General features: G+C 70.9%; 23 protein-coding genes. 9 read left to right on the top strand and 14 right to left on the bottom strand.

Features of this window, described 5'->3' with window-relative positions; genetic code table 11:
- Positions 1–64 precede the first annotated feature (64 nt).
- Positions 65–1,645, top strand: a complete 1,581-nt coding sequence (locus ACIBKX_RS17995; protein ID WP_363274123.1) for a PucR family transcriptional regulator ligand-binding domain-containing protein — start codon at positions 65–67, stop codon at positions 1,643–1,645.
- Here the strand turns inward: ACIBKX_RS17995 and ACIBKX_RS17990 are convergent.
- Positions 1,606–2,952 carry a cytosine permease gene (locus ACIBKX_RS17990; RefSeq protein ID WP_363274122.1) on the bottom strand — a complete coding sequence of 449 codons (1,347 nt, stop codon included), beginning with the start codon at positions 2,950–2,952 and terminating at the stop codon, positions 1,606–1,608. The genes ACIBKX_RS17995 and ACIBKX_RS17990 overlap by 40 nt on opposite strands.
- A gap of 185 nt (positions 2,953–3,137) precedes the next feature.
- Here ACIBKX_RS17990 and fdrA point away from each other — a divergent pair, with 185 nt between their 5' ends.
- From fdrA to ACIBKX_RS17975, 3 genes are read left to right on the top strand one after another with little or no spacing between them, the layout of a single operon-like run.
- A complete protein-coding gene (gene fdrA / locus ACIBKX_RS17985) occupies positions 3,138–4,667 on the top strand; it encodes an acyl-CoA synthetase FdrA (RefSeq protein ID WP_363274121.1) in 1,530 nt (509 codons plus the stop codon).
- Positions 4,667–6,136 carry a DUF1116 domain-containing protein gene (locus ACIBKX_RS17980; protein WP_363274120.1) on the top strand — a complete coding sequence of 490 codons (1,470 nt, stop codon included), beginning with the start codon at positions 4,667–4,669 and terminating at the stop codon, positions 6,134–6,136. Before fdrA ends, ACIBKX_RS17980 begins: the two co-directional genes overlap by 1 nt.
- Entirely contained in the window at positions 6,136–6,987 is an 852-nt protein-coding gene (locus ACIBKX_RS17975; protein ID WP_363274119.1) for a DUF2877 domain-containing protein, read from the top strand. Before ACIBKX_RS17980 ends, ACIBKX_RS17975 begins: the two co-directional genes overlap by 1 nt.
- Here the strand turns inward: ACIBKX_RS17975 and ACIBKX_RS17970 are convergent.
- From ACIBKX_RS17970 to ACIBKX_RS17930, 9 genes are all read right to left on the bottom strand, one after another.
- The gene (locus ACIBKX_RS17970; RefSeq protein ID WP_363274118.1) at positions 6,959–7,456 is read right to left on the bottom strand and encodes a peptidylprolyl isomerase; all 498 of its coding nucleotides are present in this window, start codon (positions 7,454–7,456) and stop codon (positions 6,959–6,961) included. The two genes, ACIBKX_RS17975 and ACIBKX_RS17970, sit on opposite strands and share 29 nt — an antisense overlap.
- A 234-nt stretch (positions 7,457–7,690) precedes the next feature.
- Positions 7,691–8,101: a hypothetical protein gene (locus tag ACIBKX_RS17965; protein WP_363274117.1), complete on the bottom strand. Its 411-nt coding sequence runs from the start codon at positions 8,099–8,101 to the stop codon at positions 7,691–7,693.
- Positions 8,102–8,183: 82 nt separating this feature from the next.
- The gene (locus tag ACIBKX_RS17960) at positions 8,184–8,405 is read right to left on the bottom strand and encodes a hypothetical protein (protein ID WP_363274116.1); all 222 of its coding nucleotides are present in this window, start codon (positions 8,403–8,405) and stop codon (positions 8,184–8,186) included.
- 327 nt (positions 8,406–8,732) lie between these two features.
- Positions 8,733–9,962, bottom strand: coding sequence for a multiple monosaccharide ABC transporter permease (gene mmsB / locus ACIBKX_RS17955; protein ID WP_363274115.1), 1,230 nt, complete (start codon positions 9,960–9,962; stop codon positions 8,733–8,735).
- A 9-nt stretch (positions 9,963–9,971) separates the two neighbouring features.
- Positions 9,972–11,567, bottom strand: coding sequence for a multiple monosaccharide ABC transporter ATP-binding protein (mmsA, locus tag ACIBKX_RS17950; RefSeq protein ID WP_399375823.1), 1,596 nt, complete (start codon positions 11,565–11,567; stop codon positions 9,972–9,974).
- Positions 11,564–12,706: a multiple monosaccharide ABC transporter substrate-binding protein gene (gene chvE / locus ACIBKX_RS17945; protein ID WP_363274114.1), complete on the bottom strand. Its 1,143-nt coding sequence runs from the start codon at positions 12,704–12,706 to the stop codon at positions 11,564–11,566. The genes mmsA and chvE overlap by 4 nt, the downstream gene beginning before the upstream one ends.
- 3 nt (positions 12,707–12,709) lie before the next feature.
- Positions 12,710–13,678 (bottom strand): hypothetical protein, encoded by a 969-nt coding sequence (locus tag ACIBKX_RS17940; protein WP_363274113.1) that lies wholly within the window; start codon positions 13,676–13,678, stop codon positions 12,710–12,712.
- Positions 13,679–13,814: 136 nt separating this feature from the next.
- Complete coding sequence (locus ACIBKX_RS17935) at positions 13,815–14,843, bottom strand: alcohol dehydrogenase catalytic domain-containing protein (RefSeq protein ID WP_363274112.1); 1,029 nt, start codon at positions 14,841–14,843, stop codon at positions 13,815–13,817.
- Entirely contained in the window at positions 14,840–16,015 is a 1,176-nt protein-coding gene (locus ACIBKX_RS17930; RefSeq protein WP_363274110.1) for a mandelate racemase/muconate lactonizing enzyme family protein, read from the bottom strand. Before ACIBKX_RS17930 ends, ACIBKX_RS17935 begins: the two co-directional genes overlap by 4 nt.
- 245 nt (positions 16,016–16,260) lie before the next feature.
- Between ACIBKX_RS17930 and ACIBKX_RS17925 the strand changes: the two genes are divergently transcribed.
- Positions 16,261–17,028: an IclR family transcriptional regulator gene (locus ACIBKX_RS17925; protein ID WP_363274109.1), complete on the top strand. Its 768-nt coding sequence runs from the start codon at positions 16,261–16,263 to the stop codon at positions 17,026–17,028.
- Between the two features lie 32 nt (positions 17,029–17,060).
- Here the strand turns inward: ACIBKX_RS17925 and ACIBKX_RS17920 are convergent, their stop codons facing one another.
- Positions 17,061–17,513, bottom strand: coding sequence for a helix-turn-helix domain-containing protein (locus ACIBKX_RS17920; RefSeq protein WP_363274108.1), 453 nt, complete (start codon positions 17,511–17,513; stop codon positions 17,061–17,063).
- A gap of 124 nt (positions 17,514–17,637) precedes the next feature.
- On the opposite strand from ACIBKX_RS17920, the gene ACIBKX_RS17915 reads away from it, so the two are divergent.
- A complete protein-coding gene (locus tag ACIBKX_RS17915; RefSeq protein WP_363274107.1) occupies positions 17,638–18,951 on the top strand; it encodes an MFS transporter in 1,314 nt (437 codons plus the stop codon).
- Here the strand turns inward: ACIBKX_RS17915 and ACIBKX_RS17910 are convergent.
- Positions 18,890–19,393, bottom strand: coding sequence for a methylated-DNA--[protein]-cysteine S-methyltransferase (locus ACIBKX_RS17910; RefSeq protein ID WP_363274106.1), 504 nt, complete (start codon positions 19,391–19,393; stop codon positions 18,890–18,892). The genes ACIBKX_RS17915 and ACIBKX_RS17910 overlap by 62 nt on opposite strands.
- A gap of 178 nt (positions 19,394–19,571) precedes the next feature.
- On the opposite strand from ACIBKX_RS17910, the gene ACIBKX_RS17905 reads away from it, so the two are divergent.
- Both ACIBKX_RS17905 and ACIBKX_RS17900 read left to right on the top strand, forming a co-directional pair.
- Positions 19,572–21,593 (top strand): NADPH-dependent 2,4-dienoyl-CoA reductase, encoded by a 2,022-nt coding sequence (locus ACIBKX_RS17905; protein ID WP_363274105.1) that lies wholly within the window; start codon positions 19,572–19,574, stop codon positions 21,591–21,593.
- Positions 21,594–21,634: 41 nt separating this feature from the next.
- Positions 21,635–22,174 (top strand): PadR family transcriptional regulator, encoded by a 540-nt coding sequence (locus ACIBKX_RS17900; RefSeq protein ID WP_363274104.1) that lies wholly within the window; start codon positions 21,635–21,637, stop codon positions 22,172–22,174.
- Between the two features lie 166 nt (positions 22,175–22,340).
- Here the strand turns inward: ACIBKX_RS17900 and ACIBKX_RS17895 are convergent, their stop codons facing one another.
- Both ACIBKX_RS17895 and ACIBKX_RS17890 read right to left on the bottom strand, forming a co-directional pair.
- Positions 22,341–22,856, bottom strand: a complete 516-nt coding sequence (locus ACIBKX_RS17895; RefSeq protein WP_363274103.1) for a hypothetical protein — start codon at positions 22,854–22,856, stop codon at positions 22,341–22,343.
- A gap of 189 nt (positions 22,857–23,045) precedes the next feature.
- A complete protein-coding gene (locus ACIBKX_RS17890; protein WP_363274102.1) occupies positions 23,046–24,047 on the bottom strand; it encodes a fibronectin type III domain-containing protein in 1,002 nt (333 codons plus the stop codon).
- A 209-nt stretch (positions 24,048–24,256) separates the two neighbouring features.
- On the opposite strand from ACIBKX_RS17890, the gene ACIBKX_RS17885 reads away from it, so the two are divergent.
- Positions 24,257–25,036, top strand: coding sequence for a glycoside hydrolase family 75 protein (locus ACIBKX_RS17885; RefSeq protein WP_363274101.1), 780 nt, complete (start codon positions 24,257–24,259; stop codon positions 25,034–25,036).
- The last annotated feature ends 19 nt before the right edge of the window (positions 25,037–25,055 follow it).

The raw sequence follows: 25,055 nt of genomic DNA, 5'->3' as shown, positions 1-25,055 counted from the left end.
GGAAACACGGAAGTTACGCCGCGGGTATTACCCATGGCACCGAGTCGACGCATAGTGACTGGGCATGACGATATCCGGCATCGGTTCCGCCCAGGACGCCCCGCCCGCACCCGGGGCAGGTCTGACCGTGCGCGAGGCCCTGGCCCTGCCGTCCCTCGGCGGCGCGCGGCTGGTAGCCGGGGCCCGCGGCGACGGCCGCCGAATCCGCGTGGTCAACATCATGGAAGTCCCCGACATCGTCCGCTGGATGCGCGGCGGCGAGCTGCTCCTCACCACCGCCTACGCGGTACGCGACGACGCCGAGGCGCTGTCCGCGCTCGTCCCCGTCCTCGCCGAACGCGGCCTCGCCGGACTCGGCGTGAAGGTCGGCCCCTACCTTCCCGAGCTGCCCGAGCGGATGCTGGCCGCGGCCGACGAACTGGGCTTCCCCATCGTCGAGTTGCCCGGCGCCGTGATGTTCAACGACATCCTCTCCGAGGTCATCGGCACCGTACTGAACCGGCAGGCGCTCGAACTCGAACGGTCCCGCGCGATCCATGAGCGGCTCACTCGCGTCGCGCTCAGCGGCGGCTCCTACCAGGAGCTGATGAACGTCCTGTTCGAACTCTCCGGCTGTGCGGCTGCCGTACTCGACGAGCACGGCTCCATCGTCGCGTCGGCCGGTGCGCCGCCCGCCGAGAGCCCGCCGACCATGGCCCGCACCATCCATGTCGACGGGGCGGCGACGGGCAGCGTCGGCCTGTGGACCACCACCGATGCGGATGCGGGTCGGGGGGACACCCATCAGCAGGTCGCCCTCGAACACGCCACCACCGTCGCGGCCACCGTCGCCGCCCAGGAGCGGGCCGTCGCCAGCCGGCAGCAGCGCTATCGCGCGCTGATGCTGATGGAGCTGGTGTCCCGGCCGCCGCGCGACCGCGCGGAGACGGTGCGGCGCGCCGCCGCCATGGGCTGGAACCCGCATGTGCCGCGGGCCGCCGTCCTCGTCGAGGTGCGCGACGCGTCAGGCCGCCCACCCTGCGCCGAACTCGCCCTGGAGGAACGCCTGTTGTCGCTGGTGCGGCGATCGGTGGGCGCCGACGCCGTCATCTGGGGCAGTCAGAGCGGCCTCGCCATGCTCGTCGAGCCCGGCGATTCGCTCACCGCGAGGTGCCGCGCCGTGCACGCCGCTGTCGCCGCCGCGCGCCCGGACTGGGACGTCGTGGTCGCCGCGGGCACCGTCCGCGAGGACTTCGCGGACTTCCACCGCAGCTACGAGGAGGCCGTGGAGACCCTCACTCTCGGCCGTGAGGTGCACGGCTCCGACTTCGTACGCGGCTACACCGAACTCGGCGTCTACCGCCTGCTCGGCCAGCTGCCCGACGCCGAGCTGCGCCGACTCGTCGACGACGCCCTGGGCCCGCTCCTCGGCTACGACCGGAGCAACGAGGGCAGCCTCGTCGAGACCCTCAGCGCCTACCTCCTGGACGACCGCAATGGCGTCGCGGCGGCGGCCCGGCTGCACGTCCACTACAACACCCTGCGCTATCGGCTCCGCCAGATAGAGCGGCTCACCGGGGGCCTGGAGCGCCACCCGATGAGCCGGTTGCAGACCGAACTCGCCGTTCACGCACGGCGGATGCTGGCCGCGCGCGAGCGGGGATGATCCGCCGCGCGCGGTGCCGTGGAGCGGCCTTCGCGGATCTGCCGTACCGACAGGGCCAGATAGAGGATCACGCCGGTGAGCGGCAGCGCGTGCCACAGCTCGTCGCCAAGTCCGAAGCCGAGCCACAGATTGATGCCGAGCCCGCCGAAGTAGGCGGTCACCGCACGCCAGTTGACGCGCGGCACGCGATCGAGGTCCAGGTCGTAGCGCCCCCGCCGGACCACGAAGTAGTCGGCGATGAGGATGCCGGGGATCAGCGGGATCGCGTACCCGAGATGGCCCAGATACGTCAGGAACGCGTCCAGGATCCCGGCGCTCAGCCCGTAGTACGCGAGGCCCGCGCCGAGCAGGCCCGCCAGGACGTTCACCACGAGCCGGGGCAGGCCCAGCGCGGTCCGCCCGGCGAGGCTCGCCGCGTACATGTTGTTCACCTCGTGCGGAAAGCCCTGCACGAACACGGCCACCGCCGCGAGCCCCGCCACCCCCACGACGGCGAACGCGTCGCCCATGTCGCCGACTCCGACACCGAGGCCGATCAGGATGCCGAGCATGTTGAAGCCGAAGTTGCCGACCACGAACTCGGCGAGCGTCGTCGTCCAGACCGTGCCCGGCGTCTTCCCGAAGCGGGTGATGTCCGGGGTGACCGTCGCGCCCGTCATCCACTTGTTGACGCCGAGCGCGAACATCGTCAGTACGGTGACCTCGCCGCCGCGCACCGGATCGCTCGCCAGGATCGCGCCGATGCCGCCCGCGTGCTCGACCGTCGCCGCGACCGCGACGAGCACGGCGGCCAGCATCAGCGGCACGCTGATCCGGCCCACCCAGGTCAGCCCCTTGCTGAACCCGATGACCGACAGGGCGGTGTAGACGACGCTGAGCAGCACGCAGTACACGAGCCCCGTCACCGGACCGTCGCCGCCGGGCAGCACCCCGGCCGTGATGCCGGTGCTGTAGCCGACGAAGCCCGCCGAGAGGACGGCGATCACCAGGGAGGGGAGGCGGCTGCCGTCCCTGCCGAACGTCAGCTGCATGCCGATCGCGGTCGTCACGCGCTCGCGCTGACCCATCAGGCCGCACAGGATCGACACCGCGCTGACCACGAGCGACGAGCCGAGCGCGATCGCCACGGCGGTCCAGAAGTCGAAGAACAGGCCGAGCGACATCCCGTAGAGCAGATCGGTCGCCGACACCGTGAAGCCCATCCGGACCAGCGTGATGGAGAGGGTGGAGCGGCGTTCGGACTCGGGCAGACGGGAGGCGGCGAAGTCCTCGGTCGCCGCGCTGACGGCACGGGGGTCACGGGGCATGGCGGTCCCTTCGTGTCGGGGGTGTGCGTGCACGGGGGCCAGTGCGGGGGAGGCCGGGGGGAGAGGTCCCATCGTCACGGGGCGGGCGCGGCCGGGTCACTGTCACCTGGTGCCGGTAACCCCTGGTCGGCGCTGGCATCCGGAGCCATGCCGTGCGGCGGGGTGCGCTCCCTACAGTCGATGGCATGGTGCTGCGAAACGCCGTCCACAAGGATCTGTACGCCGATTCCGTCGCCCTGATGAGGGTGGCCGCGCGCCTCGCCGAACGGCCGGGCGTGCTGACCGCGAGCCTGGTGATGGGCACGCCGGCCAACCGGGAGGTGCTCGATCGCGCGGGGCTGCTGACCGACGAGGGCCGTGCGGCGGGGCCCAACGATCTGATCGTCGCGGTGAGTTGTCCGCAGGAGCGGGGTGTGGCCGATGCCGCCCTGTCCGAGGCCCTCACCGCGCTCAGCGAGGCCACTGGGCCGGAACCCGGCCGCCCCGAGGGGGACGTGCCCCTGCGCTCCCTCGCGGGCGCTCCCGCGGACGCCGATCTCGCGCTGATCTCCACGCCGGGCGCCTACGCGACGGCCGAGGCGCTCAAGGCCCTGCGGCGCGGACTGCACGCCTTCGTCTTCAGCGATCACGTACCGGTCGCCGACGAGCTGATGCTCAAACAGGAGGCGGCGGGACGCGGCCTGTTGGTGATGGGACCGGACTGCGGTACTTCCCTGATCGACGGCATCCCGTTGGGCTTCGCCAACTCCGTGCGCCGCGGCGGAGTGGGTCTCGCCGGGGCGTCCGGCACCGGACTCCAGCAGGTGTCGTGCCTGCTGCACGCCATGGGCGCGGGCGTCAGCCACCTCATCGGCACCGGAAGCCGGGACCTCAGCGCCGAGATCGGGGGCCGCACGATGCTCGGGGCACTGGACGCGCTCGCCGCCGACCCGGCCACGGAGGTCGTCGTGCTGGTCTCGAAGCCGCCCGCGCCCGAGGTCGCGGCGCGGGTCCTGGACCGGGCGGCCGGCATCGGCAAGCCGGTGATCGCCTGCTTCCTGGGCTGGGAGGGCACCGCCCCGGCGGGAGTGACGCTCACCCGCACACTGCGGGAAGCGGCACGCGCGGCCGCCGTGCACACCCTCGGCCGCACGGTGCCGGACGAGCCGCTGCCCGAGCCCCCGGCCCCGCGCGCGCCGCGCCGCTGGGTACGCGGTCTGTATGCGGGCGGCACCTTCGCCTACGAGGCGCGGTCGCTCCTTGGTCCCGCACTCGGCGACATCGCACGCGACGCCCCCGGCTACATTCCGGGCGAGGCGCCCCGGCTGCCCGCCCGGCACCTGGTGCTCGACCTGGGCGACGACGCGTACACGGCGGGCCGCCCGCACCCGATGATCGACCCGGCGGTGCGCACCGCTTATCTGCGCGCGGCGCTGGACGACGCGTCGACGGCGGTCGTCCTGCTCGACGTGGTGCTCGGCCACGGCGCCGCGGACGACCCCGCGGGAGAGGTGGCGCGCGTCCTCGCCGAAGGGCGGGCGGAGCGGCCCGTGGTCATCGCCTTCGTGGTCGGCACGGATCGGGACATGCAGCAACTAGCCCTGCAGAAACGGATGTTGGAGGAGGCGGGTGCGGTCGTCGTCGACAGCGGAACGGTCGCTGCGCAGGTGACGGCACGACTGCTGACGCGGGTGGCGGAACCGGCTGGTGCGACGCGGATCGGAGGAGGCCTGTGATGAACTGCGAGAGCCGTGACCCTCATGTGGCGGAGAGGGCTGCGGCGGCACCGGCAAGTCGCGGTCCCGCCACCCTGCTCACCGCCCCACCCCGCATCGTCGCCGTCGGCGTGGACGCCTTCGCGGAGCCCGCCCGTGCCGCCGGTGCCTCCGTGTACGGCGTCGACTGGCGACCGCCCGCTGCGGGTGACGTGGCGCTCGGCGGCAAGCTGGCCCGGCTCACCGGACATCCGGCGATCGAGACCGCGAACGCGCGCGTACTGGAGTCGGTGCTCGCGGTCCAGCCGCTCCTGGTGGACGTGGCGCCCGCGGCCGAGCTGATCCCCGAACTTGCCGCCGAGCGCCTGCTGTTGCATGCCGGTCCCCCCATCGCGTACGACCGGATGTGCGGGCCCATGCGGGCGGCCGTGACCGGAGCGGCGCTGCTCGAAGGGTGGGCGGCGACGCCCGAGGAGGCCGAGCGGCAGGCGGCCGCGGGTGAGATCCGCTTCGAGCCGTGCCACCACCACGACGCGGTCGGCCCGATGGCCGGGATCATCTCGCGGTCCATGCCGCTGCTCGTGGTCGAGGACGCGGGGTCGGGCCGTCGTGCCTACTCCAACCTCAATGAGGGGCAAGGGCGTTGTCTGCGGTACGGCGCGCTCGGTGAGGACGTGATGGCGCGCCTGCGGTGGATGGGGGAGCGGCTGGGGCCGAGCCTGCGTGCCGCGATCCGTGCCAGGGACGAGCCGGTCAACCTCCGTACCGTCACCGCGCAGGCACTCCAGATGGGCGACGAGTGCCACAGCCGCAACACCGCCGCCAGCGCGCTCCTCACCCGTGAACTTGCGGCGGGACTCGCCGAGTTCGCCGGACTTGGCGGCATCGAGGCGCTCGACTTCCTGAGCGGCAACAACTACTGGTTCCTCAACTTCTCCATGGCCGCCAGCAAGTTGGCGATGAACGCGGGGCACGGCGTCGCGCACTCGACGGTGGTGACCGCCTTCGCACGTAATGGCGTGGACGTGGGAATCCGGGTCAGCGGTCTCGGCGACACCTGGTTCCGGGCGCCCGCCGCTTGTGTGGACGGGCTCTACTTCGCCGGGTACGGTCCGGACGACGCCAACCCCGACATCGGCGACAGCGCCATCGCCGAGGTGCACGGCCTCGGCGGCTTCGCGATCGCCGCGGCGCCCGCGATCGTCGGCTTCGTCGGCGGCACCCCCGAGCGGGCCCGCCGGATCAGCCGCGAGATGGCCGCCCTCACCGTCGGCAGGCACCGGGACTATCAGCTGCCGGGCCTCGACTTCGTCGGCAGCCCGGTCGGCATCGACGTACGCAAGGTCGTCGACACCGGCGTCGAGCCCGTCGTCACCACCGGCATCTCGCACCGCGAACCCGGCGTCGGCCAGATCGGCGCGGGCCTGACGGTGGCACCGATGGGCTGCTTCACCGACGCCCTCGAGGCGTTCGCGGAGCCGCCCGCGTGATGCCGACCGGATCGGTGAGCGAGGCCGTCGCGGGCCTCGTGCACGGCCCGGCCCGCACCGGCCACGTGGCCGCCCGCACCCGCCACGCCGTGTACGTGGCCACAGGGCACCCGGAGCTGCCGGCCCTGGCAGTCACCGCCCCCGAAGCGATCCGGGTACCCAACGCGGTCGTCCTCGCCCGGCCGCACCCCGACTGGACGGGCGTACGTGCGGGTGCGCCCGTCCGCTTCGGCGAGGGGCGGGTGGAGCTCGGCGGCGCCCGGTGCGTCGCCGCGGAGGGGTCCTGGGCGCCGCCCCGCGCCCAGGGCCTGCTCGCCGCGCCGGTATGGGCGGTCCGCCGCGCCGAGCTGGAGCGGGCGCTGCCGGCCACGGACGCAGTGCTGGACCCGGCAGACCTGCGCGCCGCCCTGTACGCCGACGACACGGCCCGGATCATCGCGGCGGGCCGCGCCCTCGTCGGCCGGGGTCCGGGCCTGACCCCCTCCGGGGACGACATCCTCTGCGGCGCGCTCCTCGCCCGGCACGCGACGGGCCGCCCGGTCGGGGCCCTGGCGGCAGCCGTGGCGGGGGCCGAGGCGCGTACCCCGCTGGTGTCGGCGGCGCTCCTGCGCCACGCGGTCCGCGGTGAATGCGTACCGCAGGCGGCCGATGTCATCCGGGGCCTTGCCGCCGAATGGCCGCTGGACCTCGCGCCGCTGCTCGCCGTCGGCCACCACTCGGGAGCCGACCTGGCCCGTGGTATCGCGGCGGGCCTGAGCTGCGCCCATGCTCCGGACACGGCTGAGCCCCCGCCTGGCGAGGCGGGGGCTCAGCCGGGGGTGCCTAGAGGGTGCCGGAGGCCGCGATCTTGATCTCGGCCTTGGTGGCGCCGGACTGCGAGCCGAGGCCCTCGATCTTCTTGACGAGGGCCATGCTCTCGTCGTCGGCGACCTCACCGAAGACGACGTGCTTGTTGTCCAGCCAGCTCGTCACGATCGTGGTGATGAAGAACTGCGAGCCGTTGGTGCCCGGGCCGCGGTTGGCCATCGAGAGCAGACCCGGCTTGGTGTGCTTCAGGTCGAAGTTCTCGTCCGGGAACTCGTCGCCGTAGATGCTCTTGCCGCCGGTGCCGTTGCCGGCGGTGAAGTCGCCGCCCTGGAGCATGAACTCCGGGATGACGCGGTGGAACTTCGAGCCCGCGTAACCGAAGCCCTTCTCGCCCGTGGCGAGCGCGCGGAAGTTCTCCACGGTCTTCGGCACGACGTCGTCGAACAGGTTGAACGTGATGCGGCCCTCGGGCTTGCCGTCGATGGTGATGTCGAAATAAGCCTTGATTGTCATGCTCCTCATCCTGTCATTGCCCCCTCCCCGCTCGCCAACCGAACCCCCCGAAGAGATGCCCGGAGCCGCTCTGACCAGGCACGATCCCGTTCGATTGTGTTCGATGTCGAGGGGATCCGGCGGGGTCGGGCCAACCGTCCCGGATCCGCATGAAGGTGATCGAACGGGCCGGGAAGGGGTACGAGGAGGTCCCGGACACGGGTTCAGGGGGATGACGGCGAGTACCGCGACTGATCAGGGCGACTGGGTTCGCCAGGGGACCGCGATCACGAACTGGCGGGTGTCACGCCACACCTTGACCCAGAGCTGCGGAGGATGGTCCGTGCTCGAGGTGTGGACCACCGAGAAGCGGACGGCTTCGCCGGGGTCGAGCTCGCTGCGGGCCGGTGTCAGCGAGACGGCTCCGGGGAGGTCGCGGGAGAGCAGCTCGAATCGAATCGTCTCGTCGCCCAGGTATCGGAGAAGATTCCCGGAGTGGTCCTGCTCGATGCTGAACTCCGCGGCCCTCTGGAGGGCGCTCCTCGCGATGGCGGCAGATCGCTCGGCAGCCTCGGTGCTCCGCTTCGCCGTCTTGAGCATCTGCCGCCCCAGCAAGAGCTGTGCACAGCCCACCGCCACCGAAACGCCGATAGAAACCGGGTCCATGCTTGGCTTCCTCATGTCAGCGTGGATGTTCTGATGCTGACAACGACAAGGACACGCAAGAGCGCTGGGATGCCCGCGGATTTCACTCGGTAGTGGTAGCCCGCTCGGGGTGTTTGACGCCACCGGTCTTCTGTGCGGAAGTGAGCAGGTTCGATGTCACTTCGGCTGATTTCGCGGCCTGTTCGGCGTATCTGGCGCTGTCGCGCGCCGCCGTCACGAGCTTGCGCCCGACAATGATCATCCATGCGGACACGGCCAGAGCGAACGAACTGGCGACTATCGGAGCTAAGTTCCATCCGGCCATTGGGTCCAACTCTCCTTGCCTGCATGCCCGATCCAACAGCAGCGCTGGGAGTGATCGGCCTCCTGATCGTGATTGGGCACGGCTGATCTCTTTTGTTGCGGTACACCAAGAACGATGCCGGAGATCCTTGCGTTACGGGGGCGGGTCGGCGGTTTCCCTCACCCGAATGAATGAAGACGGCGTCATTACACGGGCCACGCCTGCCGACACCGCCCAGCCGTAAGCACCCCGAAGGGGCGCGGGGCTGTGACACCTGCGGCTCCGCCGCGTGGGCGCGACCAGCCACAGCGCGTCCGCAGACGGAGGGCCGGTCGCCCAGCGGAACGCTCAGCGCCCGACCTTGCGCTTGTTCCAGACGTCGAAGCCCACCGCCGCCAGCAGCACGAGCCCCTTGATGACCTGCTGGTAGTCCGTGCCGATGCCGACCAGGGACATGCCGTTGTTCAGGACACCAAGGACCAGGCCGCCGATCACGGCCCCCATCACCGTGCCGACGCCGCCGCTCATCGACGCGCCACCGATGAACGAGGCCGCGATCGCCTCCAGTTCGAAGTTGAGACCGGCCTGCGGCGTGCCCGCGTTCAGCCGTGCCGCGTACACACAGCCCGCGAGCGCCGCGAGGACGCCCATGTTGACGAAGACGAGGAAGGTGACGCGCTTGTCCTTGACGCCGGACAGCTTCGCCGCCGCCTTGTTGCCGCCGAGGGCGTACACATGGCGGCCGACGACGGCGTTGCGCATCACATAGCCGAGGCCGATGAGCAGCGCGCACATCACGAGCATCACGACGGGTACGCCGTGGAAGCTGGCCAGCGTGAGCGTGAACGCCACGACCGCCGCTGTGATCGCCACACACTTGGTGACCCAGAGGCCCGTCGGCAGCACCTCGAGTTCGTACGCCAACTGGCGCCTGCGGTCCCGCCATTCGCGGAACAGGAGGAAGACCACGGCGACCAGACCGATGACCAATGTCGGGTTGTGGTACTGCGTGTACGGGCCCATCTCCGGGATGAACCCCTTGGCCAGGTCCTGGAAGCCGCCGGGGAACGGGGAGAGGGACTGGCCCTCAAGGACGATCTGGGTCAGCCCCCGGAACAGCAGCATCCCGGCCAGCGTCACGATGAACGACGGGATACCGACGTACGCGATGAAGAAGCCCTGCCACGCCCCGGCGACCGCGCCGATCAGGAGGGAGAGGACGAGGGCGAGCACCCAGGGCATGTCGTGCTTGACCATCATCACCGCCGCCATGGCGCCGACGAAGGCCACCAGCGAGCCGACGGACAGATCGATGTGCCCGGCGATGATGACGATCATCATGCCCATGGCCAGGATGAGGATATAGCCGTTCTGCTGGATCAGGTTGGAGACGTTGTTCGGCAGGAGCAGCGTGCCGTCCGTCCAGATCTGGAAGAGGACGACGATGAACGCGAGGGCGATCAGCATGCCGTACTGGCGCATGTTGGTGCGCATGCTCTGCAGGAGCAGCGCTCCCGTCGACCGCTGATCGGTCGGCGCGGGGGACGAGTCCCGCGGGGGAGTGGTCGTGGTAGTCATGGCGGTGCCTCAGCTTCTGGTCATGGTCATATGGCGCATCAGGGCTTCCTGGGTGGCCTCCGCGCGCGTGACCTCACCGGTCAGGCGGCCCTCGGCCATCGTGTAGATCCGGTCGCACATCCCGAGCAGCTCCGGCAGTTCGGAGGAGATGAAGAGCACCGCCTTGCCCTGCGCCGCGAGCCGGTCGATGACCGTGTAGATCTCGTACTTGGCGCCGACGTCGATGCCGCGCGTCGGTTCGTCGAGGATCAGCACCTCGGGATCGGCGTGGATCCACTTGCTGAGTACGACCTTCTGCTGGTTGCCGCCGGAGAGCCGGCCCACCTGCTCCTGGACCGTGGGCGCCTTGATGTTCATCGAGGTGCGGTAGCGCTCGGCGACGGACCGCTCGTGGTGCTCGTCGACCACGCCGCGCCGTCGCATGCCCGGCAGCGAGGCCAGGGAGATGTTGCGGTTGATGTTGTCGATGAGGTTGAGGCCGTAGCGCTTGCGGTCCTCGGTGACGTACGCGATGCCCGCCGCGATGGCCTCCGGCACCGTCCTCGTGCGGACCGCACGCCCGTTGACCTGGATCGTCCCCGCCTCGTACAGCCCGTAGGACCGGCCGAAGAGGGACATCGCGAGTTCCGTCCGGCCCGCGCCCATCAGCCCCGCGATGCCGACGATCTCGCCGCGCCGCACGGTCAGCGTGGCGTCGTCGACGACCTTGCGCTGCTGGTCGATGGGGTGCCGGACCGTCCAGCCCCGCACGGCGAGCGCGAGCTCTCCCGCGTCCCCGCCCTCGTACGCGGTCCGCTCGGGGAAGCGGTGGTCGAGATCGCGCCCGACCATGCCCCGGATGATGCGGTCCTCCGACAACTCCGGTTCGGTGTCCGGAGATTCACGGACCGTCAGGGTCTCGATGGTCCTGCCGTCGCGCAGGATGGTCACCGAGTCGGCGATGGCGCGGATCTCGTTCAGCTTGTGGGAGATGATGATGCTGGCGATGCCCTGCGCGCGCAGCTCCAGGATCAGGCCGAGCAGCTTCGCGCTGTCCTCGTCGTTGAGCGCGGCGGTCGGCTCGTCGAGGATCAGCAGCTTCACCTCCTTCGACAGCGCCTTGGCGATCTCCACGAGCTGCTGCTTGCCCACGCCGATGTCGGCGACGGCGGTCTGCGGGTTCTCCCGCAGCCCCACCCGCTTGAGCAGTCCGTTCGCCCGGCGCAGCGTGTCGTTCCAGTCGATGACGCCGCGCGCGGAGGTCTGCTCGTTGCCGAGGAAGATGTTCTCCGCGATCGACAAGTAGGGGACGAGCGCCAGCTCCTGATGGATGATCACGATTCCGTGCCGCTCGCTCGCACGGATGTCCTTGAACTCCACCGGCTCGCCGTCGAAGTGGATCTCGCCGTCGTAGGAGCCGTGCGGATGGACGCCGCTGAGCACCTTCATCAGGGTCGACTTGCCGGCGCCGTTCTCCCCGCAGACCGCATGGATCTCGCCGGGCCGCACGGTCAGCTCCACCTCGGAGAGGGCCTTCACGCCGGGGAAGGTCTTGGTGATGCCGGCCATCCGCAGGATCGGCCCGTTCGCGACCGCCGCGCCGTCCGTGCCCGCAGCCCCGCTCATGACAGCTGCCTTGCGGTGAAGTAGCCCTCGTCGACGAGGAGTTGCGTGTTCTTCCTGTCGATCGACACCGGCTTCAGCAGATACGACGGCACGGTCTTCACGCCGTTGTTGTAGTCCTTGGTGTTGTTGACCTCCGGCTTCTCGCCGGTGAGGACCGCGTCGCCCATCTGCACGGCCTGCTTGGCGAGTTTGCGCGTGTCCTTGAACACCGTCTGCGTCTGGTCGCCCGCGATGATCGACTTCACCGACGCCAGCTCCGCGTCCTGCCCGGTGACGACCGGCAGCGGATTGTCCTTGGAGCCGTAACCGGCGCTCTTCAGCGCGGAGATGATGCCGATCGAGATCCCGTCGTACGGCGAGAGGACCGCGTCGACCCGCCGGTCGCCGTAGTTCTTGCTGATCAGGTCGTCCATGCGCTTCTGCGCGGTGCCGCCGTCCCAGCGCAGCGTGGTCGCCTGGCTCATCTTCGTCTGCCTGCTGCCCACGACGAGCTGTCCGCTGTCGAGGTACGGCTTCAGCACCTTCATGGCGCCGTTCCAGAAGTACTTGGTGTTGTTGTCGTCGGGCGAGCCCGCGAACAGCTCGACGGTGAACTTGTCGTCGGAGTCCTTCTGAGGCTCCTTGAGCTTCAACTTGTCGAGGATGTACCGGCCTTGGAGCTCGCCGACCCGCTCGTTGTCGAAGGACGCGTAGTAGTCGACGTTCTTCGTCCCCATGATGAGGCGGTCGTACGAGATCACGGGGATGCCCGCCTCGTGCGCCCGGCCCAGGACGTCGGTGAGCGCGGAGCCGTCGATCGCGGCGACCACCAGGAGCCGGTGCCCCTTGGTGATCATGTTCTCCAGCTGGGCGACCTGGTTCTCCACCTTGTCGTCGCCGTACTGGAGGTCCGTCTCGTAACCGGCCTTCTGGAACTGCTTCGCCATGTTCTTGCCGTCGGCGATCCACCGCTCGGATGCCTTGGTGGGCATCGCGAGCCCGACGGTGCCGCCCTTGCCGTCGTCCGGCTTGTAGCGGCTGCCGCCCCGGGCCTCCTGGCCGCAGGCGGTGAGCGAGCCGAGGAGCGTGACGGTGGCGAGGGCGGCTGTGAGGCGTGCCTTTCCGGATATGCGGGTGCTCCTGGATGTGCGGGTGGTCATGGATCAGTCCCCTTCCGGGACGGGGAAGCGCTTGAGCTCGCCCGGCAGCCGCGAGCCGAGCGGCGACATGCCGCCCCGCGCGCCGTGCCGGGCGAGCAGATCGAGGACGAGCCGTCCGCGCCGGACGCGCTCGCGGGCGGTGTCGAGGGTGCGGTCGCGCAGCTGCGCGCCGTAGGGATAGATGCCGGGCGACCTGCTCAGGCCGAACTTCAGATAGAGCGGCGCGCCGCGCCGGATCAGCTCCGCCGCCTCGTACATCCGCACATAGCCGCCGAGGTCGTCGGGGGCCTCCACATACAGGTCCATCGGGGCGCGGCTGACCCGGCGGATCTCCGTGAGGTGGGCGAGCGTGAGGTCGGACGGGATGTTCAGGGAATCGGCGCCGAGCCGCTCGAAGACCGCGTACGAGGCCGGATTGACCGGCCCGATCAGCGCCGACACCTTGAACGTGGTGTCGGCGGGCAGGACACCTTCGGTACGCAGCCGGTGCAGCGTCCACAGCACGCCCTCGTCGGCGACGAGCAGACAGCGCACCCCCAGCTCCGTGGCGCGCACCGCGTCCTCGACGCAGCCGGCGAGTGCGTCGTGACCGCGCGAGCGCAGCCCCGCGCCACCGGAGTCGGTACGGGTCGACGCACCGGTGTCCCAGGTGCCGCGCGGCCCGGTGAACAGGCACAGCTCGATGTCCCGCTCCGCGCAGGCCTCCACCATCTCGGTGATCTCGACGTCGCTGAGCATCCAGACGCCGCTGCCCTGGCTGATCCGGTGGATCGGCACGTCGAGCCGTGAGCTCTCCTTCAGTACGACGCCGAGTGCCTCGGGCCCCTCCACGGAGGGGATCTCGGTGCGCCAGGTGCCGCCGTCCGGGAACGCGTGCGGCGAGGCGTCGGCGGGCACGGGCTCGGGCACGGCGTGTCCGATGCGGGCGAGTGAGTCGACGCCGGGGCGCCGGGGTGCTGAGGGGCTGGTCACGTGACTCCCATGTGCGGTGGTCGAACGTCTGCGGTGTTCGATATTTCGTACGTTGGTCGGAATGGTGGGTGTGCGTCGGCTCGTGGGGCGGCAGAGGGGATGGAGAGGGGCAGAGGCACCGGGCGCCGCCGCACGGTCAGGGGCGAAGGAGCACCTTTCCGGTCTTCGGGTCGCCGCCGCCGACCAGCGCGACGGCCTCCCCGAAGCGTTCGAGGGGGAACTCGTGGGTGATCAGGGGCGCCGGGTCGAGCAGGCCGAGCCCGAACGCCCGTACCGCCTGCGACCAGGCGGCGGACGGCGCCCCGAAGACGCTGCGCACCTCCAGCTGGCTCAGCGAGAGATGCACGGGGTCGATGCCGGTGGCGCCCGGCGTGAACATGCCGGTGAGCACCACCCGGCCGCCCCTGCGCGCGAGCAGACAGGACGAGGCAGCCGTGGTCGGCGCGCCCGCGGTCTCCACGACCAGGTCGAAGCGGCCGTGGGAGGCCTCCGCCTCGCCGGGTGTCAGGCTCTCGCTCGCGCCGAACTCCAGCGCCTGCGCCCCGCGTTCGGACCTCGGGTCGATCACCGTCAGCCCGGCGGGGGAGGAGGCGGCGAGCAGTTGCACCGCGAGCAGCCCGAGGGTGCCCGCGCCGACCACCGCGATCCGCTCGCCCGGCGCAGGGCGGCCGGAGCGCACCGCGCCCGCGATCACCGCGGCGGGCTCCAGGAGGGCGGCGGCGCGCAGGTCCGCGTCGTCGCGCAGGAGGTGCAACAGGCGGGCGGGGACGACGACATGGTCGGCGAAGGCGCCGGGCTCGGTGAACCCCGTCTCCGCGTATCCGCCGGTGCACAGGCTCGTCTCGCCGCACCGGCACCGATCGCACGTCCCGCAGGCCCGGAACCCCTCGGCGACGGCCTTCCGCCCGACGAGCGCCGGGTCGACGCCCGCGCCCACGGCCTCGACCGTGCCGGACCACTCGTGCCCCGGTGTCACGGGATAGCGCACGTACTCCGCGTCCCGACGACCGTCGTACACCTCGCGGTCGCTCATGCAGATGCCTGCGGCGGCCACCCGCACCAGGACGTCGCCGGGCCCGGGTTCGGGCGGCGCGTCGCGTATGTCGAGCCGGTGCGAGCCCGGTTCGTCGACGACGATCGCGCGCGAGGGGCCGGGGGTGGTCACTGCCCCGCTCCCTCGGAATCGCGTCCCTTGGGGTCCCGCTTCTCCCAGCCCTCGGCCCACAGGTCGAACCGGGCCTGCTGCTGCGGGAATTCGGCCGCCGCGTCCGTGTCCAGCTCGACGCCGAGGCCCGGCTCGTGCGACACCTCGAAGTAGCCGTCGACGACCTGCGGTGCCCCCTTGACCACCTTCTTGATCTCCGCGTCCGCGAAGTCGTTGAAGTGCTCCAGGATCTTGAAGTTCGGCGTGCAGGCGGCGACTTGGAGCGATGCCGCGGTGAGCACCGAGCCGCCGACGTTGTGCGGGGCGACCAGCATGTAGTGCGTCTCGGCGGTGGCCGCCAGCTTGCGGGTCTCCAGGATGCCGCCGATATGGCCGACGTCCGGCTGGATGATGTCGGCGGCCTGCGACTCGAACAGCTCGCGGAACTCGATCCGGTCGTGGATGCGTTCACCCGTCGCGATCGGCATGTCCACCTTGGCGGCGACCTTCTCCAGGGCCTTGAGGTTCTCCGGCGGCACCGGCTCCTCCAGCCAGGCGGGCCTGAACGGGGCGAGATCCCGCGCCAGACGCACCGCCGTGGACGGGCTGAACCGCCCGTGCATCTCCAGCATCAGCTCCGCGTCAGGACCGATCGCGTCCCGCACCGCCTCGATCAGCGAGACCGCGTACGACGTACCCGCCTGGTCCAGTTCGTAGTGCCCGGTGCCGAACGGGTCGATCTTCAGGGCCCGGTAGCCCCGCTCCATCACCGCGCGCGCCGCCTTGTGGTACGCCTCCGGGGTGCGCTCGGTGGTGTACCAGCCGTTGGCGTACGCCTTGACCTTGTCGGTGACCTTGCCGCCGAGCAGCTGCCAGACCGGCACGCCGAGGGCCTTGCCCTTGATGTCCCAACAGGCCATCTCCACACAGGCGATGCCGGACATCACGATCTCGCCGGCCCGGCCGTAGTCGCCGTACTTCATGCGCCGCACCAGATCCTCGACGGCGAACGGGTCCGACCCCACGACGTGGTTGGCCGCCGCCTCGCGGAGATAGCCGAGCAGGGCGTCGGTATGACCGAGCATGCGGGTCTCGCCGACACCGGTGAGGCCTTCGTCGGTGTGGACCTGGACGTAGGTGAGATTGCGCCAGGGCGTTCCCACCACGTGCGTGCTGATTCCCGTAATACGCAAGGCAGTTGCCCCTTGGTTGTTCGGTATTTCGTCACACGTTCGAAATGTTGGCGAGACGGTATTCAGGCGCGCGGCAGGGTGTCAATGGGTCGTACGCGATGGTCTTCGCCCCGCACTCGGACCACCCGGAGCGTTGCGCGGTGAACAGGGCTGTGCCTAGCCTGTGTTCGTCATATCGATCGTCGACCGAAGTTTCGGACGCAGCCTCGGGTGCGGCTTCGGGTGCATGGGGTGGGAGGCCGACCATGGGACGACTGGTTCCTGCGGTGACCAGGGCGCTGGACATACTCGAACTGTTCCTGGAGGGCGACGGCACGCTGTCCGCCCCCGAGGTCACCCGCCGGCTCCAGCTGCCCCGCACCACCGTGCACGAACTGCTCACCACTCTGGCCGCCCGTTCCTATCTGGTCCAGATCCCGGACCAGGCGGGCCGCTACCGACTCGGGGTGCGTGCCTACCAGTTGGGCAGCCGGTACGCCGAACAGCTCGACCTGGCCGCCGAGGGGCAGCAGGTCGCCCGCGAGGTCGCCGAGACCTGCGACGAGACAGTGCACGTGGCGGTCCTGGAGGACACCGACGTCATCTACATCGCCAAGGTCGACTCCACGCACGCCGTGCGGATGGTCTCCGCGGCGGGCCGCAAGCTCCCCGCGCACTGCACGTCGGTCGGCAAGATGCTGCTCGCCTCGCTGCCGCCGGCCGAGCTGGAGGCGCGGGTCGCGGGGCGCGAGCTGGCCGCGATGACCCCGAACAGCATCACCGATCCCGAGGCGCTGCTCGCCGCGCTCGCCGAGATCCGGGAGCGCGGCATCGCGGCCGAGCACCGCGAGTCCAACCCGGACGTGAGCTGTGTGGCCGCGCCGGTGCGCGACAGCGCGGGACGGGTCGTCGCGGCGCTCTCCATCTCCGTACCGATGATCCGCTGGAGCGAGGAGCGCGAGTCCGAACTGGCGGCGCTCGCCGCCAAGGGCGCGGGCGATCTGTCGGTGCGGCTCGGGCACCGGGGGCGCTGAGCGGGGCCTCCCCGGCGACCCGCCCCTCCCGACTACTCCGCGGAGACCTTGTGGACGGTGGTGTCGTCCGGGGCGAGGCGACGCCCGTCCGCCGCCAACACCTCCAGCGCGCGCAGGGGTTGGCCCTGCCGCCGGTCGACCAGCTCCGAGTGCTGCTCGCCGGGCGCGAAGAAGTTCTCCTCGCCCCACTGCCGCAGCGCCACGATGACGGGGAAGAGTGACTTGCCCTTCGGGGCCAGTACGTACTCGCGGTAGGCGCTGCCGTCCGACGCGGGGACGGATTCGAGGACACCGCCCGCGACGAGTGTGCGCAGGCGCGAGGTCAGGATGTTCTTCGCGACGCCAAGGCTGCGCTGGAACTCCCCGAAGCGGCGGCTTCCGTCGAAGGCGTCCCGCACGATCAGCAGGGACCACCAGTCGCCGATCGCGTCCACCGACCGGGCGACGGGGCATTCGCTGTCGTCGAACCGCGTCCTCGTGACCATGGGTCCCTCACTCTCACGACGGCCACTGTCATGACGGCCACTTCCATGCTGGTTGCAACATGCTACCAAGAAAGTTACCGTCACCTCTGGTAGCAAGATGAAACCAGAAGGTGGGGGTGTGCCGATGCCCGAAAACTGTGCGACCGCTGCACGACGGCCCGAGGGCCGGAGCGAAGGCCGGACCGCGGACCGGACCGAGGGCCGGGGAACGGAACAACCCGGCTTCGTCCTGTCCCGTGGCGTCGTCCTGCTCTTCGCCGTCGCCTGCGGCGCGGCCGTGGCCAACGTCTACTTCTCCCAGCCGCTCCTCGTGACGATGGGCCAGGACCTCGCCATGAGCCCCGCGCTCGTCGGCAGCGTGGTCACCCTCACGCACGTCGGCTACGGCCTCGGCCTCTTCTTCCTCGTACCGCTCGGCGACATGGCCGACCGCAGAAGACTCGTCGTGGCCCAACTGCTGCTCCTGGTCGGCGCGTTGACCGTGGTGGCCGCCGCCCCGACGGCGGCGCTCCTGCTCGCGGGCATGGCCGCCACGGGACTGCTCGCGGTCGTCACCCAGACGCTGGTGGCCTTCGCGGCATCACTGGCCCCCGCCGCCCGGCGCGGTCGCGTCGTCGGCATGGTCACCAGCGGTGTGGTCGTCGGCATCCTGCTGGCCCGCACCGCGTCCGGCATCATCGCCGACCTCGCGGGCTGGCGCGCCGTCTACCTCGCGTCGGCGACGCTCACCGCGCTGCTCGCCCTCGTCCTGTACAAGGTGCTCCCGCGCCACGGAGCCGTGGCGCGGGCCGACCTCCGCTACGGACAGCTCCTGCGCTCCACGGTCACCCTGTTCGCGCGGGAGCGACTGCTGAGGCAGCGGGCCCTGTTCGGCCTGCTGGTCTTCGCCGCCTTCAGCACCCTGTGGAGCAGCGTCGCGCTGCCGCTCAGTGAGGCCCCGTACTCCTTCTCCCACAGCGAGATCGGGGCGCTGGGGCTCATCGGCGTGGCGGGCGCGCTGGCCGCGACCGTCGCCGGCCGCCTCAACGACCGCGGACTCCCCCGGCGGACCACGGGCATCGCCCTCGCCCTGCTCGCGCTCTCCTGGCTGCCGCTGGCCTTCACCCGCGACTCCCTCTGGGCGCTGTTCCTCGGGGTGATCCTGCTCGACCTCGCCGTGCAGGCGGTCCACGTCACCAACCAGACCCTGATCTACGCGCTGCACCCCGACGCGGGCAGCCGGCTCATCGGCGGTTACATGGTCTTCTACTCCATCGGCAGCGCCACCGGCGCCCTCGCCGCGACCTCCCTCTACGAGGTGGCCGGGTGGGGCGCCGTCTGCGTGCTGGGCGCCGCGTTCAGCTGTCTCGGGCTCGCGCTGTGGGCGTTCACATCGGTCACGCCGACTCCAGGTCCAGGAGCCGCTGCTTGCGCTCAAGACCGCCCGCGTACCCGGTGAGGGAGCCGTCGGCGCCGATCACCCGGTGGCACGGACGCACCACGAGCAGCGGGTTGCGCCCGATGGCCGTGCCGAGCGCGCGCACCGCCGCACGGGAGAGGCCCAGCTGCTCGGCGAGCTTCCCGTACGTGGTGGTCGTACCGTACGGAAGGGTGTCGAGGGCGTGCCAGACCCGCTGCTGGAACTCGGTGCCGGCCCCGCCCGCGTACTCGACGTCGAAACGCGTCAGGCTCCCCGCGAAGTAGGCGTGCAGCTGTGCGGCGATCTCGGCGAAGGCCGCGTCGTCGCGCACCCAGCCGTCCTGGACGACCGCGCCGCCCTTCTGTCCCGGCATGGACAGCGAGGCGAGGGCGGTGCCGCCCTTCGCGGTGGCCGAGGCCTCGCCGACCAGCAGCAGCTCGCCCAGCGGACTGTCGACGGTCGTATAGACGGCCTTGGTCATCGGATGCTCCCTTCTTGGTGCCAGATTCCAGTCTGCGCGGTGCGGGACCGCGCGGCTGGCGGATATCGGACACGGCGCTCACGAGTGGTGCTTGCCACGTCTTTATGCAACTAGTTGCACAACGGGTCGGCGTTCCTCTAGAACTGTCCTGACGACACACCGCGTACGGAGGGCCCGCATGTCCCGCTACCCGAACCTGCTGAAACCGCTCGACCTGGGCTTCACCACGCTGCCCAACCGGGTCCTGATGGGCTCCATGCACGTGGGCCTGGAAGAGGCCCCGAACGGCTTCGAGCGGATGGCGGAGTTCTACGCGACCCGTGCGCGCGGCGGCGTCGGCCTCATCGTCACCGGCGGCATCGCCCCGAACGAGCTCGGCCGCCCCTGGGACGGCGGCGCCAAGCTCACCACGGAGGAGGAGGCCGAGGAGCACAAGGCCATCACCGCCGCCGTGCACGCCGAGGGCGGCAAGATCGCGATGCAGATCCTGCACTTCGGGCGGTACGCCTACCACGAGACGCTGGTCGCGCCGAGCGCACTGCAGGCGCCGATCAGCCCCTTCGTGCCGCGCGCCCTGGAGGACGACGAGGTCGAGCAGACCGTCGAGGACTTCGTGCGCGCCGCCGAGCTGGCCAAGCTCGCCGGTTACGACGGCGTCGAGGTCATGGGCTCCGAGGGCTACCTGATCAACGAGTTCATCGCGGCCCCGACGAACCAGCGCACCGACCGCTGGGGCGGCTCCTACGAGAACCGCATCCGCTTCCCCGTCGAGATCGTCCGCCGCACCCGCGAGCGCCTCGGCGACGACTTCATCATCATCTACCGCCTCTCCATGCTGGACCTCGTCCCCGGCGGCTCGACCCTCGAAGAGGTCGTTCGGCTCGCCAAGGAGATCGAGGCCGCGGGCGCCACCATCATCAACACCGGCATCGGCTGGCACGAGGCGCGCATCCCCACCATCGCCACGTCGGTGCCGCGCGGCGCCTACAGCTTCGTCACGAAGAAGCTCATGGGCGAGGTCTCCGTGCCGCTCGTGACCGTCAACCGCATCAACACCCCCGAGATCGCCGAGCAGTTGCTCGCCGAGGGCGCCGCCGACATGGTGTCCCTGGCCCGCCCGCTCCTCGCCGACCCGGACTTCGTCAACAAGGCCAAGGCCGAGCAGGCCGAGGCCATCAACACCTGCATCGGCTGCAACCAGGCCTGCCTCGACCACACCTTCAACCTGCAGATCACCTCCTGCCTGGTGAACCCGCGCGCCTGCCACGAGACCGAGCTGGTGCTCTCCCCGACCCGCACCAAGAAGCGCGTCGCCGTCGTCGGCGCGGGCCCCGCCGGACTCGCCGCTTCCGTCTCGGCCGCCGAGCGCGGCCACGACGTCACGCTCTTCGACGCCGCCCCCGAGATCGGCGGCCAGCTGAACGTGGCCCGCAAGGTCCCCGGCAAGCAGGAGTTCGACGAGACCCTGCGCTACTTCCGCACCCAGCTCGAACTGCACGGCGTGAGTGTCGAGTTGAACACCGTCGTCACCGCCGACTCCCTCAAGGAAGCGGCGTACGACGAAGTGGTCGTCGCCACCGGCGTCACCCCCCGCACGCCCGAGATCCCCGGCATCGACCACCCCAGCGTGGTCGGTTACCTCGACGTGCTGCGCGACGGCGCGCCCGTGGGGGAGCGCGTCGCGATCATCGGCGCCGGCGGCATCGGCTTCGACGTCGCGGAGTTCCTCACCGACGGCGGCGAGAAGGCGAGCCTCGACCCGGAGACGTACTTCCGGCAGTGGGGCGTCGACATGGACTACCGCGAGCGCGGCGGCCTGGCCAAGCCCGAGCGGCCCACGCCCCCGCGCTCCGTCCATCTCCTCCAGCGCAAGACGTCCAAGGTCGGCCAGGGACTCGGCAAGACCACGGGCTGGATCCACCGCACCGAACTGCGCCACCGTGGCGTCACGATGGTCGCGGGCGCGAGCTACGACCTGATCGACGACGCGGGCCTGCACGTCACGGTCGACGGCACGTCCACGGTCATCCCCGTCGACACGGTCGTCCTCTGCTCCGGCCAGGACCCGCGTCGCGACCTGTACGAGGCGCTGGTCGCCGCCGGGATCGAGGCGCACCTCATCGGCGGCGCGGACGTGGCGGCCGAGCTGGACGCCAAGCGCGCCATCAAGCAGGGGACGGAGCTGGCGGCCGCGCTCTGACGCCGCCGTCCCGCTCCGACCCCGTACGTAGGATGGCCGCCATGTCACTCCCGCACGCGATTCTCACGGCCCTCCTTGAGAAGCCTTCCTCGGGGCTAGAGCTGACCCGCAGGTTCGACAAGTCGATCGGCTACTTCTGGTCGGCCACGCACCAGCAGATCTACCGCGAGCTGGGGAAACTGGAGCGGGACGGGTCCATCAGGGCGCTGCCGCAGGAGCAGGCGACGCGGGGACAGAAGAAGGAGTACGAGGTGCTGCCGGCGGGCCGGGAGGAACTGGCCCGCTGGACCGCCGAGAGCCAGGACCCCAAGCCGATGCGGGACACGCTGCTGCTGCGGCTGAGGGCGGCGGCGGTCGTCGGCACGGCTGGCATCGACGCCGACCTGCGCCGCCATCTCACCCTGCACCGGCGGCAGTTGGCGGAGTACGAGGAGATCGAGAAGCGGGACTTCCCGCCGGGCAAGGACGCGGTGGAGGACCGGCTCCGGCATGTGGTGCTGCGAGCCGGCATCGACCTGGAGACGTTCTGGACCCAGTGGCTGGAGCGGACCCTGGAAGAGCTGGACGTCCCGGAGGCGTGACGCGCCTGATGAGTCTTCCAGGGGTACGCCCGTGCGTTCCGCGTTCCGCCTGATTCCACGGTGGCGCCACAGGGCGGCATGACTCCGCGGCGGCATCACATGGAGGCGGCTGCCGCCGGACCGCTTCGTGTCGGTCCGGCGGCAGCCGCTCTCACCGCGGCCCGGTTCAGGGCCGGGACTGTGCCCCGCGACGGCGCAGATACCAGGCACCACCGCCGGCCGCGGCCACGGCCACGAGGGCCCCGCCCGCGACGAGGGTGAGCGTGCCGTGATCCTCGCTGCCGCCGCCGAGGCCGCCTCTGACACCGCGCGCCGGTGGTGACGTCGCCGTGGACGAAATCGTCGGCGTGGCGGTGACGGTGACCGTCCCCGTACCGGCCGAGGAACCGTCCTGGCAGACCACCGCCACCGTATGCGTGCCGGAGGTGACGTTCCGCCAGGTGGCGGTGCCACCGGTCAGGGCGACCTGCCGTCCTTGGGCGAAGTTCGCCTGGCCGTTGCTCATCAGCGAGGCGTTGCCGCCGTTGGGGCAGGCCGTCGTGGTGGCCGTGACCGTGGATCCGGTGGCGGTCACCGAGATGCCGGCGCCGGCCGAGGCCGACGGGGCGGTGAGCACCAGCGGAAGCGCGGCGGCGGCGAAGACGGTCAGGCCGGAGCGGACGAATATCTGGGTGGTACGCATGAGTCTGCCCTCCGATGGCACGGGAGGCGGTACGTCCCATGCGCCGCCGGAGATAGGGAAGCGCCCGTGCTACCTGAGGACGAGCCAACGTGCCGTCGGCCGGGGCCGCATGCGGACGGCGACCGGGCAGGTGACGGAATCCTTCGTACGGCCGACAGCTGATCCGCCGTCATCGAGGGCGGGCGGTGCTCAGCCGGTGGTGACCGTCCGTTCCGCCGACCAGCCTCCCCACGTCCCGTCGGGAAGCTTGGCCCGGAGCTTCACGCGATGCCGCTCGCCCGCCTTCTTGCCCACGTAGAAGCTGTGCGTGGCCTTTGTCTCAGGGGCCGCGCCGCCGAAGACCAGTGAGGTGGTGGCCCTGCCGTCCAGCAGGATCCGGTACTCCGCCACCGCGCCGCCGGTGCGGGGCGGCGTCCACGCCAGATCGATGTAGTACGCCCCGTCGGCGCGGTGCGTCTTCACGCGGAAGCCGGTGGGCGCCGTGCCCCGCCCGTCGTCCCGGCCCGCCGCCGTGGTGACGCGGACGGTGCGGCTCGCGGGGGAGAAGTTGTCGGCCGCGTCGCGCGCCTTGACGCCGAACGTGTACGTCGTGCCCGGACGCAGCCCCGTGATCAGTGTCGTCGTCTCGCCGCTCCGCACGCTGTGGATCTTCGACGTGCCCTGGTAGATCTCGTACGAGGCGACGCCCCCGTCGTCCTTCGACGCGCCCCAGGACAGCGTCACCGCCCGGCTCCCCTCGGCCGTGCCGCGCGGCGCGCCCGGACGGGACGGGGGCTCGCGGTCCTCTGTGGTCGCGGCCGGCGTGGTCACCGTCAGCTGCTTGCTCGCGGGACCGGCGCCGCCGTCCGCGCCGCGCGCCCGGACGGTGAAGGTGTACGTCGTGTCCGGCTTCAGGCCAGTGACGTCCACCATGTGCTTGCCGCCCGGTACGCGCTCGACCCGTCTGGCCCCCCGGTACACGTCGTACCCGGTGATCTCGGTGCCGTCCGTGGCCCGGTTCCACATGACGTGGGCGGTGGTGGCGCTGCCCGCCTGCACGGTGACGCCGCGCGGGGCGGCGGGCGGCGCGTCCTTCGCGTCGGCCTCGTCGGTCTGCCAGGCGCAGCCGCCGAGGGCGCCGACGGCGGCTGCCGTGAGCAGGGCGGCTATGCGGGTGGAGCGGTGGCGGGACAGGTGGGGGGTCCGTCGCACGGTCGTGCCTTCCACTTGGGCGGCATTGGTCCGGACCTATTTGACACAGTCGGCGGGAGCACATCAAGAGGCCCGCGTGCACCGTCCGGCCCCCGAGCGGTGGCCGGGACGTACGAGCCGGGACAGATTGGGATTTCCGTGTCATCGCGCCTGACGCCGGGTCAGGGGCCGACCGGACGTCAGTTTCCGCCCAGGGAAGGTCCTTTCTCGTGCGTACCAGAACGGCGGCGCTCGCCGTCGCCGCCGGAGCCGCTCTCCTCGCCCCCGCGTCGCTGCCCGCCACCGCACAGGAACGGGGCGAGCGGGCCGCGGAGTCACCCGAGATCGCCGAACCACCTGAGACCAGGGAGAGTTCACTGCCGCGGAGTCCCGCCCGGGAGCCCGGTACGGCCCGCGAGGGCTCCGTCCCCGTGACCGCCGCCGCCCTGCTCGCCAGGACCGGGTCCTGCCGTCAGATCTCCCGCTCCAAGTACCGCAGTGACGACGGCACGCCCGCGAACATCCCCGTCTGCGGCAAACGCGGGGCCGTGTTCTGGAAGGCCGACATGGACATCGACTGCGACGGGCGGCCCGGCAAGGCCTGCAACCGCCGCACCGACCCGCTGTTCTTCCACGCCACCGCGTTCCAGCAGTCCGACGGCCGCCAGCTGAACGCGGAGCGCCTGCCGTACATCGTCGTACCCGGCGCGAGCCGCCGCTGGAACCACGTCGCCCACGGCATCGGCGGCGGCTCCGTCGCCGCCGTGATCCACCGCGGCAAGGTGCTCTACGCGGTGGTCGGCGACACCGGCCCCACCGACCTCATCGGCGAGGCGTCCTACGCGGCGGCCAAGGAACTGGGCATCCGCCCCGACCCAAAGGGCGGCGGCACCGACGGTGGCGTCACCTACCTCGTCTTCAAGGGCCGCGGCGCGTCCCCGATCGAGAACCACCGGGCAGCGGTCGGGAGGGGGGAGGCGCTGGCCCGGCAGTTCTTGCGGGAGAGCTGACGGCTCACCATGTTTGGTG

Source organism: Streptomyces sp. NPDC050658 (assembly GCF_044457025.1).
Classification (GTDB): Bacteria; Actinomycetota; Actinomycetes; order Streptomycetales; family Streptomycetaceae; genus Streptomyces.
Note: the sequence above shows the minus strand (reverse complement) of the source record. Positions and strands in the feature narration are given on the sequence as shown.